Origin of the sequence: Vannielia litorea (assembly GCF_018424695.1) — a bacterium.
In the GTDB taxonomy this organism is placed as follows: domain Bacteria; phylum Pseudomonadota; class Alphaproteobacteria; order Rhodobacterales; family Rhodobacteraceae; genus Vannielia; species Vannielia litorea_A.
Genome location: NZ_QTNQ01000040.1, coordinates 1 through 15,429, shown reverse-complemented (window position 1 = coordinate 15,429; position 15,429 = coordinate 1). Strand labels below are relative to the sequence as shown.

General features: G+C 65.8%; 16 protein-coding genes. 14 read left to right on the top strand and 2 right to left on the bottom strand.

The genetic code is table 11. From position 1 onward, the window contains the following. Positions 1-7: 7 nt before the first annotated feature. Positions 8-1,930 (bottom strand): ABC transporter substrate-binding protein, encoded by a 1,923-nt coding sequence (locus tag DYI42_RS14030; protein WP_213546619.1) that lies wholly within the window; start codon positions 1,928-1,930, stop codon positions 8-10. 139 nt (positions 1,931-2,069) lie between these two features. Between DYI42_RS14030 and DYI42_RS14025 the strand changes: the two genes are divergently transcribed. From DYI42_RS14025 to DYI42_RS13960, 14 genes are all read left to right on the top strand, one after another. Beyond that, on the top strand, positions 2,070-2,795 hold the full coding sequence (locus DYI42_RS14025) for a FadR/GntR family transcriptional regulator (RefSeq protein ID WP_213546618.1): 726 nt from the start codon (positions 2,070-2,072) through the stop codon (positions 2,793-2,795). 3 nt (positions 2,796-2,798) lie between these two features. After that, entirely contained in the window at positions 2,799-3,665 is an 867-nt protein-coding gene (locus DYI42_RS14020) for an SMP-30/gluconolactonase/LRE family protein (protein WP_213546617.1), read from the top strand. Continuing rightward, entirely contained in the window at positions 3,662-4,840 is a 1,179-nt protein-coding gene (locus DYI42_RS14015; protein ID WP_213546616.1) for a mandelate racemase/muconate lactonizing enzyme family protein, read from the top strand. The genes DYI42_RS14020 and DYI42_RS14015 overlap by 4 nt, the downstream gene beginning before the upstream one ends. Positions 4,841-4,932: 92 nt before the next feature. Beyond that, positions 4,933-5,640: an alpha/beta hydrolase family protein gene (locus DYI42_RS14010; protein ID WP_213546615.1), complete on the top strand. Its 708-nt coding sequence runs from the start codon at positions 4,933-4,935 to the stop codon at positions 5,638-5,640. After that, a complete protein-coding gene (locus DYI42_RS14005; RefSeq protein ID WP_213546614.1) occupies positions 5,637-6,434 on the top strand; it encodes an NAD-dependent epimerase/dehydratase family protein in 798 nt (265 codons plus the stop codon). The genes DYI42_RS14010 and DYI42_RS14005 overlap by 4 nt, the downstream gene beginning before the upstream one ends. A 2-nt stretch (positions 6,435-6,436) precedes the next feature. After that, the gene (gene otnK, locus DYI42_RS14000; protein ID WP_213546613.1) at positions 6,437-7,675 is read left to right on the top strand and encodes a 3-oxo-tetronate kinase; all 1,239 of its coding nucleotides are present in this window, start codon (positions 6,437-6,439) and stop codon (positions 7,673-7,675) included. Continuing rightward, entirely contained in the window at positions 7,672-8,316 is a 645-nt protein-coding gene (gene otnC, locus DYI42_RS13995; RefSeq protein WP_213546612.1) for a 3-oxo-tetronate 4-phosphate decarboxylase, read from the top strand. The genes otnK and otnC overlap by 4 nt, the downstream gene beginning before the upstream one ends. Next, the gene (locus tag DYI42_RS13990) at positions 8,313-9,071 is read left to right on the top strand and encodes a hydroxypyruvate isomerase family protein (protein ID WP_213546611.1); all 759 of its coding nucleotides are present in this window, start codon (positions 8,313-8,315) and stop codon (positions 9,069-9,071) included. Before otnC ends, DYI42_RS13990 begins: the two co-directional genes overlap by 4 nt. A 48-nt stretch (positions 9,072-9,119) precedes the next feature. Continuing rightward, complete coding sequence (gene nanR, locus DYI42_RS13985) at positions 9,120-9,833, top strand: transcriptional regulator NanR (RefSeq protein WP_213546610.1); 714 nt, start codon at positions 9,120-9,122, stop codon at positions 9,831-9,833. Further along, complete coding sequence (locus tag DYI42_RS13980) at positions 9,830-11,074, top strand: ribulose-bisphosphate carboxylase large subunit family protein (RefSeq protein WP_213546609.1); 1,245 nt, start codon at positions 9,830-9,832, stop codon at positions 11,072-11,074. Before nanR ends, DYI42_RS13980 begins: the two co-directional genes overlap by 4 nt. After that, entirely contained in the window at positions 11,071-12,384 is a 1,314-nt protein-coding gene (locus DYI42_RS13975; protein ID WP_213546608.1) for a four-carbon acid sugar kinase family protein, read from the top strand. Before DYI42_RS13980 ends, DYI42_RS13975 begins: the two co-directional genes overlap by 4 nt. Before the next feature lies 1 nt (position 12,385). Beyond that, positions 12,386-13,228, top strand: a complete 843-nt coding sequence (locus DYI42_RS13970) for a phosphogluconate dehydrogenase C-terminal domain-containing protein (protein WP_213546607.1) — start codon at positions 12,386-12,388, stop codon at positions 13,226-13,228. Between the two features lie 74 nt (positions 13,229-13,302). Then, on the top strand, positions 13,303-14,241 hold the full coding sequence (locus DYI42_RS13965) for a 2-hydroxyacid dehydrogenase (RefSeq protein ID WP_213546606.1): 939 nt from the start codon (positions 13,303-13,305) through the stop codon (positions 14,239-14,241). Positions 14,242-14,430: 189 nt separating this feature from the next. Continuing rightward, on the top strand, positions 14,431-14,886 hold the full coding sequence (locus tag DYI42_RS13960; RefSeq protein ID WP_213546605.1) for a MarR family winged helix-turn-helix transcriptional regulator: 456 nt from the start codon (positions 14,431-14,433) through the stop codon (positions 14,884-14,886). A 28-nt stretch (positions 14,887-14,914) separates the two neighbouring features. Here DYI42_RS13960 and DYI42_RS13955 read toward each other — a convergent pair. After that, positions 14,915-15,429 (bottom strand): hypothetical protein (locus DYI42_RS13955; RefSeq protein ID WP_213546604.1); only part of this gene is annotated, 515 nt, incomplete at its 5' end.

Sequence of the window (15,429 nt, the reverse complement as noted above, 5' to 3'; positions counted from 1 at the left end):
CGAAGGGTCAGCTTTCCGGCCAGTACCAGGTTTGCGGCAGGGTCGGGCCCGGGTCGGGGTACATCCACGACGAGGGCAGGCTGCGCGGCGCGTTCTTCAGCTTCTTGTTCACCACGCCCACGAGGTTGGGGGCCAGGGAGATGCCGATGATCTCCATCTCGTCGGCGGCCTCCTGGTGAATCTGCCGGAAGATATCCAGCGCCTTCTCCTGATCGGCCTCCTGCTTGAAGCTGTCGTAGAGTGCGAGCCGCTTCTTCATGCTCTCGCTCGGCTCTTCACCCTCCGAGCCGCCGGAAAGATACCAACGAGTCCAAGGGATTGCGAACCAGCTGGCCTGCGGGTGCACCGCCAGAACGTCACGCGGAGAGAGCGTCGGGTCCAGCCCGCCGGGCGCGCCCCAGACCATGAAGTCATGCTCGTTGGCCTCGCCCCGCGAATAGTAGATCGACCGTTCGACCGAGGTCGAGTTCAGCTCGATGCCGATCTCTTCCCACTGCTCCTTGATGATCTCGAGGCTGTCGCCCCAATCAGGCTGCTCCACGCCGGTGTACTGTGCGTTGAAGACGATCCGGCTGCCATCTGGGAAGAGGCGATAGCCTTCATCGTCCTTCTCGGCATAGCCGGCGGCATCGAGCAGCTCATTGGCCTTGTCAGGGTCATACTCGGTGTGCTGCTTGCCCAGTTGCTCATTGTAGAGCACGTGGGTCGGCCGTGGCCCGATCTGGTAGGGTTCGCCCTGGCCCTGGTAGACGATGTCGATGATCTCCTCGCGGTCGATCCCGAGGCTCAGCGCCACGCGCACATCCTTGTTGCGGATGAACTCGCGCATTTGCGGGTTCTTGTGCGTGTGGTTGAAGTGGATCGCCATCGAGTTGGAGTTCGAGTTGATCATGTCGAGGATCTCGAAACCGCCCTTCTCGGCGTTCTCGGCAAAGACCGGCTTGTTGGCTGGGTTCGAAATTTTCCGGCGCTGAAAGTCGATGTTGCCAGCGATGGCCTCAAGCACCAGCGCCTCGTTATCCTGCGCCACGCCCATCTCCAGCGTGTCGATGTAGGGAAGCTGGTTGCCTTCCTCGTCGACCTGCCAGAAGTAGGGATTGCGCTCCATCACCACCTGTGTCGAGCCAGCGGAATAGCCCTCGCCCGTAACAACCCAAGGGTCCAGCGTGGGCCGCTCGGGGTTGGACCAGCGGTTTGGGGCCTCCACCTCGCCGCACTTCAGGCGGTAAAGTGCGGGCCAGTCTTCCACGGCTTCGGTCTCGTCCACCATCGACTGCACGTCATCGTTGTAGGCCGGGTGGAACTGCTGGCAGTAGTGTTTGGCCCAGAGCACCGGCTCCTGTGCGAGCGGCGTGGCCAGCTCTGTCAGGAAGGTACCGTAGGGCGCAGCGAACTTCAGCGTCACCGTATGGTCATCCACCTTCTCGGCCTGCATCGGCTCCCCGGCCACCACGAAGCGGGCAGGCGGATTGGGGTAGAATTCCTTGTTGTTCAACAGGTCGTTGACGAAGAACACCACGTCATCGGCGGTGAAGGGCTCGCCGTCCGACCACTTCATGCCCTCGCGGAGCTTGAAGGTGAATTCGGAGCCGTCTTCGTTGGTTTCCCAGCTCTCGGCCACGTTGGGCACCACGCCGGAAAAGTCGGCTTTCCAGCGGGTCAGGCCCTGTGGGCTAATGATGCGCAGAATGGAGTTGTGATCGTTCGAGCCGCCGAGCATCCGGCGCAGTTTGCCGCCGTAGGTGCCGATGTTCTCCAGCCCTGTGACCACCTCGGGCTGGGCTGGCAGCCGCTCTTCCAAGGGCGGCAGGTTGCCTGCGGCAACGGCTTCGGCCAGCGCGGGCGCTTCGCCTGCCTGGGCGGTGAACGGATGCAAGAATACGCCGACGGCAAGCGCGGCCACTGACGAGAATCGCCAATTTCGTGTCATGGATTTTCCTCCCTGTGCTTTCGCTCTTCCGAGTCTCAGCGGCACAAGGTCAGCATTTCCGATGACAACTTGTCAAACAAATTATCTCATGTTGTAATTTCGAGGCCCGTGATACATCTCCGGGCGGGAGAATGCGTTGATGAATACTGTGTCGAAAGATGTGCCTTCGCGGGGGGAGGCGGCCCATTCGCGGCGGCTGGAGAGCCAGATTTACGAGCGCCTGCTGGGGCAGATCCGTAGCGGGGACTACGTGCTGGGCGCCAAGTTGCCGGCGGAGAAGGACCTTTCGGCAGAGCATGGCGTGTCGCGCCCCGTGATTCGCGCGGCCCTTGCGCGGTTGCGCGAGGACGGATTGATCGTGTCGCGGCAGGGGGCCGGATCGTTCATCAGCGGGGGCGGTGATCACCCGGGCGCGGGGTATGCGCCTTTGCAGAGCATCGATGATATCGCGGCCTATATCGGCTTCCGGAAGATGCTGGAGGTCGAGAGCGCCGGTCTGGCGGCTCAGAAAGTGACGCCCGAGGAGGTTGCGGCGCTGGAGGCCATGCTGGAAGACATGGAGGCGAGCGTGCGCGAGGGCGCCTCGACCATCGACATGGATGCGCGATTTCACGTGCGAATCGCGGAGTTGTCTGACAACAGGTTCATACTTGATACTTTGCGCATGCTCCGGCCGCAGATGTTTTTTATCGGTAAGTTTGTGCGCAGTCTTGGCTCAACCGGATACCGGGAGGGCAAAGTCTCAATGGGAAACGAGCACCGTCGGATCTTCGACGCGATAGCCGCGGGCGATGCCAAGGCGGCGCGGTCGGCGATGGCCGAGCATATCGAGGCGTCCGAGCGGCGGGTGTTCAAGGGAGAGTGATCCATGACAGTTTCGGTTGATGTGGCCGTGCCCGCCCGGGCGCAGCTGGGGGAAGGGCCGGTTTGGGACGTGAGTGACCAGGCGCTGTGGTGGGCCGATATCTCTGGCGGAAAGATTCACCGCACCGGGGAGGATGGCACTGACGAGGCGTTCGACTTTGGCGAGCCGGTCGGGTGCATTGCACGGCGGGAGGCTGGCGGGCTGATCGTGGCGGCGAAGTCGGGCTTTTACCGGTATGACACCGAAACCTTGACAAAAGCCTTCCTGACGGACCCGGAGGCCGACCGGCCCGGCAACCGCTTCAACGACGGCGGCACCGATATGCAGGGCCGGTTCTGGGCCGGCACGATGAAAGACGGCGGCGAGCCGGAGCAGGTGGGCCAGTTCTATCGTTACGGCACGGATGGGGCGGTGACGCCCTTCTTCGACAAGGTCTACACCACCAACGGGCTGGCCTTCAGCCCCGATGGCAAGACGATGTACTACTCCGACAGCAATCCGTCGGTCCGCACCATCTGGGCCTGTGACTATGATACCGATACCGGAACCCCCTCGAACCGAAGGGTTTTCTTCGACACCCGCGAAGTTGCCGGGCGGCCCGATGGCGGCACGGTGGACGCCGATGGCTGCTACTGGATGGCCGGGATTGGTGGCTGGCAACTGGTGCGAATTACGCCGCAGGGCAAGGTGGACAGGATCGTGGAGATGCCGGTGGAGCGCCCGACGAAACCGATGTTCGGCGGGGCCAACCTCGATGTGCTCTACGTCACCTCCATCGGCTCCGACGCCGAGGAGGCGCTTGACGGAAACCTCTTTGCCGTCACCGGCCTGGGGGCGACGGGCGTGGCGCAGGCGAGGTTTGCGGGATGAAGATCACCGGGCTGCGCAGCTTCATGTCGCGCGACGGCAACCGCCCGCGGGTGATCGTGGCCGTCGATACCGATGAGGGCATCACCGGCTGGGGCGAATGCTACAACCACGGGCCGGACAGAGCCCTGCCGCCGCTGCTGGAATATCTCTATTTGCAGATCGAAGGAGAAGACCCGACGCGGATCGAGCGGTTGGTGCTGAAGCTGCTGCAACAATCCCGTTTCCCGCCCGGCGCGCTTGGGCTTGCGGCCATCGCCGGGATCGACCATGCACTTTGGGACATTTCGGCCAAGGCGCTGGGCGTGCCGGTGTACAGGCTGCTCGGCGGGCATGTGCGCGACAGGGTGCGGGTGTATCAAGGGGTCTATTCCGCGCCCGAGGCTGAGGCGGTGCGGGACCATGTGGCGGAGCACGCTGAAAAGTGGGGGTTTTCTGCCTTCAAACTCTCGCCCTACCGCTGCGACATTCATGCCGAGCCATGGCACCGGGTTGTTGCTGCGACGGAGGATTGGGTGGCCGAGTTGCGGGAGTTGTGCCCGGATGCGGAGTTTGCCTTCGACGCCCATGCGCGGCTCTTCGAGCCCTATCAGGCGGTGGAGATGGGCAATGCGCTCGCCTCCTTCCGTCCGCTCTTTTACGAAGAGCCGATGCGGATGGAGAATATCGAGGCCTGGGGCGACTTGAAGAGGCAGCTCCGGGTGCCGCTGGCGACTGGGGAGAGCCTGTATTCACGCTTTGAATTCAACCGCTTGCTTGCCGTTAAGGGGGCCGACATCATCCAGCCCGACATCTGCGCGGTGGGTGGGCTGCTGGAGATGCGCAAGATCGCGGCGATTGCCGAGGCGCATTATGTCAATGTCGCGCCGCACAACCCGATGGGGCCGCTGGCGACGGCGGTGAACGTGCATTTCTGCGCCGCACAGCCCAACTTCAAAATTCTCGAATACCGGCTGCCGGGCACTTCGGCCTTCCTGACGCGTGACATGGTGCAGGCCGACGAGGCGGCGGGCTACGTGAAAGACCCGTATATGCCGGTGGATGGCCATCTTGAGCTGCGGCCCGACCGGCCCGGCTGGGGCGTGGACATCGACGAGGAGTATCTGGCGACCGACCGTTACATCCACTGGGAGCGCAAGCTGCCGGTGCGGCCCGATGGCTCTTACGGCTATACCTGATGCGCTTTGAGACCTTGGTGGACTGGAGGCGTGCGGAGCCTCGGGGCGACGGAATTTTCCTGTGTCCTGAGGGTGATGGCCCATTCCCCGCGTTGCTCTACTGCCATGCCCACGGCGGCGATTACACGCTTGGTAAACGAGAGCTTACCGAGGGCGCGCGTTGGACGAGTGGCGCACCCGGCCCGGCGTTTCTGGCTGCGGGGTTCGCCGTGTATTGCATCGACATGCCGGGCTTCGGCGCGCGGCAGGCGGAGGGCAGCGAGCAAGCATTGGCGCTTACCGAGGGCTGGCACGGGCGCTCGCTCTTTGCGCGGATGCTGGCCGACCAGCGTGGCGCCTTCGAACATCTCGCAGCGCATCCGCGCGTGGACCCTGCCCGCATCTTCACCTGGGGCGCCTCCATGGGCGCCGCGCTGGGAACGTGGCTTGCCGCGCTGGAGCCTCGCGTGGCGGGCGCCGTGAGCCTCATCATGCTGGCCGACATCGCCCCGATGATCGAGACCGGCGCGCATGAGCGGCATGGCCCGTGGTTCACGGCGCCCGGCCTTCTGCGCGAGGCCGATCAGGGCGACGTGGCCGCCTGCATCGCCCCGCGCCCGTTCTTCGTGGCGCATGGCGGGGCGGATCACCTCACCCCACAAAAAGCCCGCGATGCCGCGCTTGCCAAGCTGCCGCGGGCTGGCCTGACCACCTTTCTCCAGCCCGAAGCGGGCCACGGAGAAACACCCGAAATGCGGGCTGCGGCTCTGGCCTTCCTTGCCCGCCACGCCCATAAAACCGACAGGGAGAGACACTCATGATGAACCGACTGCTTATCACCGGCGCCGCGGGCGGCCTTGGCACCGTTTGCCGCGACCGTCTGAAACATATGGCGAAAACCTTAAGGCTTTCTGACGTGGTCGAGATGCCCCCGGCGGGCGAGAACGAAGAGGTCGTGGTGTGCGACCTTGGCGACAAGGCGGCGGTGGAAGAGCTGGTGAAGGATTGCGACGGGATCGTGCACCTTGGCGGGCGGTCCATCGAAGACACCTGGGAGGTGATTTCGAACGCCAATATCGACGGCGTGTTCAACCTCTACGAGGCCTGCCGGAAGACCGGCTGCAACCGGGTGATCTTTGCCAGCTCCAACCACGCGATCGGCTTTCACGAACAGAGCGTGAAGCTCGATGCAAATTCAGTGACCAAGCCCGACGGGCTTTACGGCGTGAGCAAGGTGTTCGGCGAGGCGATGGCCAGCATGTACTGGCACAAGTTCGGGATCGAAACCGCCTGCGTGCGGATAGGCTCGTGCTTCCCCGAGCCGAAGAACCGGCGGATGCTGAGCACCTGGATGAGCTACGATGATTTCATGCGGCTGATCGAATGCGTGTTCCGCGCGCCCAAGGTGGGCTGCCCGATCATCTATGGCGCATCGAAGAACGATGCCAGCTGGTGGGACAACGGGCAGGTGAGCTTCCTCGGCTGGGCGCCGCAGGACAACGCTGAAGACTTCCGCGCCAAGGTGGAGGCCGAAGAGGAGATGCCCGCGATTGACGCGCCGGTGGTTGTATATCAGGGCGGGGGCTTCACGGCGGACGGAATACACGAGGACTGACGATGGCGATATTCGGGGCGATTGCCGACGATTTCACCGGGGCGACCGACCTTGCCGGGCTTTTGGCGCGGAGCGGGGCGAAGGTGTCGCTGCGGATTGGCGTGCCGGAGGGGGGTGCGAGTGATGCGCCCTTCGAGGTGGTTGCCCTGAAGATCCGCACCGCGCCGGTGGCTGAGGCGGTGACCGAGGCACTGGCCGCGCTGGACTGGCTGAAGGGCACTGGGGCGGAGCGGTTCTTCTGGAAGTATTGCAGCACCTTCGACTCGACTGCCGATGGCAACATAGGCCCGGTGGCGGAGGCGCTGATGGCGGCTCTGGGCGCGAGGCAGACGGTTTATTGCCCTGCGTTTCCGGAGAACGGGCGCTCTGTCTTCATGGGCAATCTCTTTGTCGGCCAACAGCCGCTGGCGGAGAGCCCGATGAAGGACCATCCGCTGACGCCGATGGCGGATTCCAACCTGATGCGCCTGCTGCGCCCGCAGGTGACGCAGGAGGTGGGGCTGGTGGACAGGCTCACCGTGGCCCGCGGGGCCGAGGCGCTGAAGGACGCTTTGGGCCGCGCCGCACCCCATGTGGTGGTGGATGCCGTGGCCGATACCGATCTTGAGGTCATCGCCCGTGCAGGGCGTGACATGGCGCTGATGACGGGCGGCTCGGCTCTGGCGATGCCGCTGCCCGCGCTCTATCGCGAGGCCGGGCTGCTGGATGACGGGCGCAGCGCGGCGCAGGTGCCGCAGGTGGGGCCGGGGGCCGTGGTGCTTTCGGGCAGTTGCTCGGCCATGACCCGGGCGCAGGTGGCGGCCTATGGGGGCCCGTCCTTCCGCTTCGACCCACTGATGCTGGCGCGCGATGGCTATGGTGAAGCGCTGGACTGGCTGAGCGGGCAGGATATGGAAAAGGCCCCGATGATCTATGCCACGGCGGAGCCCGAGCAGGTGCGCGCCGCGCAGGCGGAGCTGGGCGTGGATCACGCGGGCGCCGTGGTGGAAGAAGCCCTTGCCGCGCTGGCGATTGCCGCGCGGGAGATGGGCGCGCGCCGCTTCGTGGTGGCCGGGGGCGAAACCTCGGGCGCGGTGACCAAGGCGCTGGGCGTGAGCCGGCTCGACGTGGGCCGCGAGATTGCGCCCGGCGTGCCGTGGTGCGGCTGCGTCTCCGGCGGGCAGGAGATTGCGCTGGCGCTGAAGTCGGGCAACTTCGGGGCTGAGAGCTTCTTCGCAGACGCGCTGGGGATGCTGGGATGAGCGAGGCAGCGCTGAGAGAGCAGATTTGCCTGCTGGCGAAGTCGCTCTTCGACCGGGGGCTGACCCATGGTTCCACGGGCAATATCTCGGCGCGCACGGAAGATGGTGGCCTGCTCGTCTCGCCAACCGGAACAAGCTTCGGGCGGCTGGATCCGGCGCGGCTGGCGCGGTTCGATGCGTCGGGCGCGCATGTGGGGGGCGACAAGCCGACCAAGGAAATGCCTTTGCACACCGCCTTTTACGACACGCGCGGCACGGCGGGTGCGGTGGTGCATCTGCATTCGTGCCACTCGGTGGCGCTGTCGATGCTGGAGGCGGACGCGGACGACTTTTTGCCGCCGCTCACCCCCTATGGCGTGATGCAGGTTGGCCGGGTGAAGCTGCTGCCCTTCTTCCTGCCGGGCGATCCGGCGATGGGCGAGGCGGTGCGCGGGCTGGCGGGCAAGCGCTCTGCCGTCATGCTGGCCAACCACGGGCCGGTGGTGGCGGGAAAGGATGTGGAGGCCGCCTGCAACGCCATCGAAGAGCTGGAGGCCACAGCCAAGCTGGCGCTGATGACGCGGGGCATGGGCGCACGGGGCCTCGACGAGGGCCAGGTGCAGGCGCTGGTGAGCAAGTTCAACCTGGAGTGGGACGCATGAGATTTTCGGCCAACCTCGGGTTCCTCTGGAGCGAGTTGCCGCTTCCGCAAGCGATCCGCGCCGCGAAGGCGGCGGGGTTCGACGCGGTGGAGTGCCATTGGCCCTATGCGATCCCCGCGGGCGAGGTGGCCGATGCGCTGGCCGAGACCGGGCTGGAGATGCTGGGCCTCAATGCATCGCGGGGTGATGCCTCCATCGGCGAGATGGGCTTCAGCGCGGTGCCGGGGCGCGAGCCTGAGGCGCGGGATGCGATCGATGAGGCGCTGGCCTACGCCGAGGCGACCGGCACCGGGAAGGTGCATGTGATGGCGGGCTTCGGCGGCGATCATGACACCTTTGTCGAGGCACTTGGCTATGCGTGCGACAAGGCGGCGGGGCTGGGCAAGACCATCTTGATCGAGCCGATCAACCACTATGACGCGCCGGGATACTTCCTTTCGACCACCGCGCAGGCCGAGGCGATTCTGGCCGAGGTGGGGGCAGAGAACCTGAAGATCATGTTCGATTGCTACCATGTGCAGCTGATGGAAGGCGACCTCAGCCACCGGCTGGAGCGGCTCTTGCCGAAGATCGGGCATATCCAGATCGCGGCGGTGCCGGACCGGGGTGCGCCGGATCATGGGGAAGTGAATTTCACCCATATCTACAAGCACTTGAAGGCGCTTGGCTGGGAGCCTCCGCTGGGGGCCGAATACAAGCCCGGCGGGCCGACAGAGCCGACGCTGGGTTGGCTGAAGGCGGCGCAGGACATCTGAGCCAAGCAAGGCTCTTGATCGGCGCGGGCGCTTGCGCTAGCAACTGGTATGATGAGTTTACCAGATGGCATAAAACCGAGAAAGCTGGCCGACGAGGTGCAGGAGCGACTGCTCAGGTTGATCCGCGAGGACGGTCTTGGGCCCGGTGATGCTCTCCCGTCCGAGCGCGAGCTTATGGCGCGCTACGAGATCGGGCGGCCGGCGATCCGCGAGGCGATGCAGGCGTTGCAGCATCGCGGTGTGATCGAGATCCGCCATGGCGGGCGCCCGAGGGTGGCGGAGCCGTCGCTCGACGGGCTGATCGGGCAGCTGGGCACCGGGGTGCGGCACCTGCTCGCCCATACCTCCTCGATGGACCACCTGAAGGAGGCCCGCGCGGCGCTGGAAGCCGAGATGGCCCGGATCGCCGCGCGACGCCGGACAGAGGTCGACATCGCCTCGCTGGAGGCGCTGCTTGCGGCGCAGGAGCTTTCGGCAGAGGAGCCGGAGAAGTTTCTTGAGATCGACGGCAAGTTCCACCGTCGGATTGCGGCCATTTCGGCTAACCCCATTTTCGAGACCCTCGCTGCCGGCGTGTTCGATTGGTTGCGCGACTTTCACGCAGAGGCGGTGCGCAAGCGCGGGTTGGAGCAACTGACGCTCACCGAGCACCGCGCCATCCTCGATGCGATCGCAGCAGGGGATGAGGGCGCGGCGGCGAAGGCCATGCGCGACCACCTCGAACGCGCGAATGAACTCTATCACCAGGACCACTTCCAATGAGTGAACGCATCGAAGCGGACTACCTGATCGAAACCCCGGTGGACCCGGCCAAGGCGGCGGAGGCGATGGCGGGGGAGCAATCGTCTGGAACTTTCGTCAGCGTGCCGGGGGAGACGCCGGAGCTGCGCGAGCGCTCGGCGGCGCGGGTGGAGGCGCTGGAGGTCGTGGGCGAGGTGGCGGAGCCGTCGCTGGGCGGCGGGACCACGGGCGAACGCTACACCCGGGCGAAGGTGACGTTGAGCTGGCCGATGGGGAACATCGGCCCGTCGATCCCGAACCTCGTGGCGACGGTGGCGGGCAACCTCTTTGAGTTGCGCCAGTTCTCGGGGTTGCGGCTGCGGGATATCCGGCTGCCGCGGGCGTTTGGCGAGGCTTATACCGGGCCGAAGTTTGGCATCGAGGGGACGCGGCGCTTGAGCGGTGTCGAAAGCGGGCCGTTGATCGGCACCATCGTGAAGCCCTCGGTGGGCTTTGGGCCAGAGCAGACGGCGGCGCTGGCCGGGGATCTGGCAACGGCGGGCATCGATTTTATCAAGGATGACGAGTTGCAGAGCGACGGGCCGAATTGCCCGTTTGATGAGCGCGCGCGGGCGGTGATGCGCGTGCTGAACGACCATGCCGAGAAGACCGGCAAGAAGGTCATGTTTGCCTTCAACCTGACTGGCGAAGTGGACGAGATGCGGCGGCGGCACGACCTGCTGCTGGAGCTTGGGGCGACCTGCGCGATGGTGTCGCTGAACTCGGTGGGCTTTGCCGGGTTCTTGGCGTTTTCGCGCCATTCAGAGCTGCCGATCCATGCCCACCGCTGTGGCTGGGGTTACCTGAGCCGGGCGGACATGCTGGGTTGGGACTACGCCGCGTGGAGCAAGCTCTGGCGGCTGGCCGGGGCGGACCACATGCATGTGAACGGGTTGCGCAACAAGTTCTCGGAGGGGGACGACAGCGTGGTGGCCTCGGCGCTTTCGGTCGGCACGCCGATGTGGGACGACAAGCCCAGCGTGGCGATGCCGGTGTTTTCCTCGGGCCAGACGGCGGTGCAGGCGGCGGAGACCTATGCGCGGGTCGGTCACGCCGATTGCATTCACGCGGCGGGCGGCGGGATCATGGCGCACCCTGACGGGCCGGCGGCGGGCGTGGCCTCACTGCGGGAGGCTTGGGAGGCGGCGGTTTCGGGTGTTCCGGCGGCGTACTATGCCGCGACCCGGCCCGCGCTGAAAGGCGCGCTGGAGGCTTTCGGGTGAGCCTGCCGGGCGGCACATTGATCGGCTGGGTGGGGGACGACTTCACCGGCTCGGCGGCCAGCATGGAGGTGCTGGAGTTCGCGGGGGTGCCTGCGGTGCTGTTCCTCAACGTGCCGACGGAGGCGCAACTGGCGCGGTTTCCGGGCGTGCGGGCGGTGGGGGTGGCGACCACGGCGCGCTCGCATTCTCCCGGCTGGATGGAGCGGGAGTTGCCGGGGGTTTTCCGGTTCTTGGCCGAAACCGGGGCCAGGGTGGTGCATTACAAGACCTGTTCGACGCTGGACTCATCGCCCGGGATCGGCTCGATCGGCAAGGCGATCGACCTTGGGGCGGAGGTGGTGAAGGGGCCGTTCATCCCCTGCCTGCTCGCGGCGCCGAAGATGCGGCGCTACCAGGCTTTCGGGCATTTGTTTGCGTCCGGCCCCGGCGGAGTGTTCCGGCTCGACCGGCACCCGGTCATGGCGCGGCACCCGGTGACGCCGATGGATGAGAGCGACGTGGCGCGGCATCTGGCGAAGCAGACGGGCAAGAGCTTTGGGCTGGTGTCGGTTGAGGATCTGGGCGCTTCGCCGGAGGCGGAGGTCTGGTCATTCGATGCAATGACGGATGCGCATATGGGCCGGGTCGGGCAGCGGATGTGGGACCAGTCGCCGGTGTTTGCGGTGGGTTCGCAGGGGGTGGAATACGCGCTGGTGGAGCACTGGCGCGGGCAGGGTTGGCTGCCTGCGGAGGACCGGGGGGAGAGTGCGGGGCCGGTGGAGCGAATGCTGGCGGTGTCCGGCTCGGTTTCGCCGGTGACGGCGGCGCAGATTGCATGGGCGGAGGCGCATGGGTTCGAGGGGATCGAGCTGGATGCGGTGGCGGCTGTGCGGGGCGAGGAGACGGGGGCCTGTGAGGCGGCGCTCAAGGCGCTGGAGGCCGGGCGTGACCCGCTGATCTACACCGCGAAGGGGCCGGATGACCCTGCCGTGGCGCGGCTGCGGGCGGCGGTGCCGGCAGGCGGGATGGAAGAGGCGAATGCGCGGATCGGCGCGGCGCTGGGCAAGGTGCTGGCGCGGTTGCTGCGGCAGACGGGGCTCAAGCGGGCGGTGATTTCGGGTGGGGACACCAGCGGCCATGCGAGCCGCGAGTTGGGGCTTTTTGCCTTTACCGCTCTGGCTCCGACGATCCCCGGTGCGGCGCTGCTCAGGGCGCATTCGGAGGATGAGAATTTGGCTGGGCTCGAGCTGGCGCTGAAGGGCGGGCAGATGGGATCGGACGATTATTTTGGATGGATCAAACGCGGCGGTGGTGCCGCAGGAGGAGAATGAGATGACCAAGGTTGCTTTGCTCGGTGCGGGCGGAAAGATGGGCGTTCGGCTGGCGCAGAACCTCAAACCGACGCGGTTTGAGATCGACCATGTTGAGGTGTCCGAGGTGGGCCGCAAGCGGCTGCTGGACGAGGTGGGCGTTGAGGCGGTGACGGACGGCGACAACGCGATCAGCGATGCCGATGTGGTGCTGATGGCGGTGCCGGACCGGCTGATCGGCAAGATCGCGCATGGCTTTGTCGACAAGCTGAAGCCCGGTGCGGCGGTGATCGTGCTGGATGCGGCGGCGCCCTATGCGGGGGAGATGCCGGAGCGCGATGACATCACCTACTTCTGCACCCATCCCTGCCACCCGCATATCCTCGAGGTACAGGAGACAAAGGAGGCGCAGGCGGATTACTTCGGCGGGATCGCGGCGCCGCAGGGGATCGTTTGCGCGCTGATTCAGGGGCCGGAGGAGCATTATGCGCTTTGCGAGGAGATCGCGAAGATCATCTATGCGCCGGTGGTGCGTTCGCATCGGTGTTCGTTGGAGAACATTGCCGTTCTGGAGCCGGCCCTGAGCGAGACGGTGGCGGCGACGATGAGCCTTGCGCTGCGGGAGGCGACGGACAGGGCAGTGAGCATGGGCGTGCCGGAGGCGGCGGCGCATGACTTCGTGCTGGGGCATCTGAAGATCGAGCTGGCGATTGCCTTTGGGATCTTCCCCGAAGGCAAGTTCAGCGATGGTGCGCTGATGGCGATCGACAAGGCGAAGAGCGTGATCTTCAAGGAAGATTGGCTGGATCAGGTGTTCTCGCTAGAGGCGGTGAAAAAGTCGGTGCAGGAGATCTGCGAAGGCTGATCGGCTTGACTCCCCGGCGGCGCACTGCGAGGGAATGGTATACCATTTGACGCGCCGCCGGGGAGGAACAGGCCATGAGCAAGGTGATCGCAATCGGGAACTACAGCGAGGCCGATCTGGCCAAGCTGAAAGAGACGTTCGACCCGGTTTTTCTGGCCGAAACCACCGAGATCGGCAGCCTCGACGAGGCCACGCGGGCCGGGATCACCGCGGCCGGGTTCAAGGGCCACAAGCCGTTTGGCCCCGAGGCGATGGACCTGCTGCCGAACCTTGGGGTCATCGCCAACTTCGGGGTTGGTTACGACAGTATTAACGTGGCGGCCGCCTCGGAGCGGGATATTCGCGTCACCAACACGCCCGATGTGCTGAATGATGATGTGGCAGACCTTGCCGTGGCCATGCTGCTGATGTGCGGGCGCGAAATGGAACATGCCAGCCAGTGGGCACGCAGCGGATCATGGGCCGAAAAGGGTGAATATCGGCTGAACCGCAAGGTCAGCGGCGGCAAGGCGGGCATCCTCGGGCTGGGCCGGATCGGGCGCGACATTGCCGACCGGCTGGTGCCCTTCAAGATGGATCTGCACTACTGGTCGCGCTCCGAAAAGGAGACGCCGGGATGGACCTACCACGAGAGCCCGACCGCCCTCGCTGCTGCTGTCGACTACCTGATCGTCGCCACCGTGGGCGGCAAGGCGACGGAAAATATCGTTTCGAAAGAGGTGCTTGAGGCGCTTGGGCCACGTGGCATCCTGGTCAACATCTCGCGCGGCTCGACGGTGGATGAAGAGGCGCTGATTTCGGCGCTGAAGAGCGGCGGGATCTATGGGGCGGGGCTGGATGTGTTCGTGAACGAGCCCAACATCGACCCGCGCTTCTATGAGCTCGACAACGTGGTGATCCAGCCGCACCAGGGCTCGGGCACGGTGGAAACCCGCGCCGCGATGGGGCAGCTTCAGCGCGACAATATCAGCGCCTTCCTGGCTGGAAACGACCTGCTGACGCCGGTGAACTGAGGCTTTGCAAAACTGCCGTTGCGGGGCCTCCCGCGACGGCGTTTACCGTGTTTTGTGCGGATGCACTGGCGATGCACATCCCATGCACAACCCATGCATATGAGATTATGCAAAACGGCGGATCTTAACGCGCCGCGCGGCGTGCGGGGTGTTAAGCTGTCCTTGAAGACAATGTCCATGAATAGGGGCATGTCTGGCCGCCCTCACCCTCCACAGTCAATCGGTGCCCTCGCCTGGCAGCTTTCCAACCGCTGGAAGGCGGCGGTGGAGCGCGCGGTGGCACCGCTTGGCCTGAGCCACGGGGACCACGTGGTGCTCGCCGCGCTGCTGGACGCCCGGCGGCGGCGGCACATTCCGTGCCAGCGGGAGGTGGCGGAGGCGGTGGGGCTTTCGGCGATTTTCGCCTCCAAGCTGTTGCGTGGGCTGGAGCGGGAGGGGCTGGTGGACCGGGTGCCCGATGCGGCAGACAGCCGGGCCATGCGCCTGGGCTTGAGCGCGGAGGGGCTGCGCGTGGCCGAGGCGGCGCGGGCGGCGGTGAAGCCGCTGGAGCGGCAGCTTGCGGCTCCGCTGGGCACGCCGGGCGGCGCGAAAGCACGGTCGCTGGCGGAGACATTGCGGGCGTTGATGGCCGGGTTGGAGCGGTAGGGGTTGGGAGGGCGCGACACGTCCTGCCCTAGGTGCATTTCCTCAAGAGAGCGTCGTGGCGGGCCTGCACCTCGGGGCGCAGGAACTCGGGCTTTTCCATCGACAGGACGAGGGCGAGGGCCTCGGGGGCGAGAGTGCCGCGCGCCAGCTCGGCTTCCATACGGTCGTAATAGGGCGCGTCGTTGCCGTAGATGTGGGCGCCGAAGAGCGTGAGCAGATCGGCGTCGCGCACCGGGTCGGCGGAGGCGATGAGGGCGGTGACGGCATCGAACCAGGCGGGGCCTGTCATCGAGAAGGTATCGTAGGCCCAGATGAAGGGGGCGGCGGCGGCATCCTCTTCGGCCTCGATGTAGCTGCGGTAGGCCTCCAGCAGTTGCGTACCCATGGCGGGCAGGGCGGCGCAGGCGACGGGCTGCCAGCCGGTGGCGGTGAGAACCGCCTCGAAGCGGTCGACCGGGGCGAGGCTGTGCCAGTCGGTCAGCAGGAAGCCTGCGGTGGTGGCTGGCACCTCGACGCGCTGCCCGTTGCGCCAGAGGGCCAGGC

Coding starts and splice junctions, on each gene's coding strand:
- DYI42_RS14030 (WP_213546619.1), bottom strand. CDS start 1,930: ATGACACGAAATTGGCGATTCTCGTCAGTGGCCGCGCTTGCCGTCGGC.
- DYI42_RS14025 (WP_213546618.1), top strand. CDS start 2,070: ATGAATACTGTGTCGAAAGATGTGCCTTCGCGGGGGGAGGCGGCCCAT.
- DYI42_RS14020 (WP_213546617.1), top strand. CDS start 2,799: ATGACAGTTTCGGTTGATGTGGCCGTGCCCGCCCGGGCGCAGCTGGGG.
- DYI42_RS14015 (WP_213546616.1), top strand. CDS start 3,662: ATGAAGATCACCGGGCTGCGCAGCTTCATGTCGCGCGACGGCAACCGC.
- DYI42_RS14005 (WP_213546614.1), top strand. CDS start 5,637: ATGATGAACCGACTGCTTATCACCGGCGCCGCGGGCGGCCTTGGCACC.
- otnK (WP_213546613.1), top strand. CDS start 6,437: ATGGCGATATTCGGGGCGATTGCCGACGATTTCACCGGGGCGACCGAC.
- otnC (WP_213546612.1), top strand. CDS start 7,672: ATGAGCGAGGCAGCGCTGAGAGAGCAGATTTGCCTGCTGGCGAAGTCG.
- DYI42_RS13990 (WP_213546611.1), top strand. CDS start 8,313: ATGAGATTTTCGGCCAACCTCGGGTTCCTCTGGAGCGAGTTGCCGCTT.
- nanR (WP_213546610.1), top strand. CDS start 9,120: ATGATGAGTTTACCAGATGGCATAAAACCGAGAAAGCTGGCCGACGAG.
- DYI42_RS13980 (WP_213546609.1), top strand. CDS start 9,830: ATGAGTGAACGCATCGAAGCGGACTACCTGATCGAAACCCCGGTGGAC.
- DYI42_RS13970 (WP_213546607.1), top strand. CDS start 12,386: ATGACCAAGGTTGCTTTGCTCGGTGCGGGCGGAAAGATGGGCGTTCGG.
- DYI42_RS13965 (WP_213546606.1), top strand. CDS start 13,303: ATGAGCAAGGTGATCGCAATCGGGAACTACAGCGAGGCCGATCTGGCC.
- DYI42_RS13960 (WP_213546605.1), top strand. CDS start 14,431: ATGTCTGGCCGCCCTCACCCTCCACAGTCAATCGGTGCCCTCGCCTGG.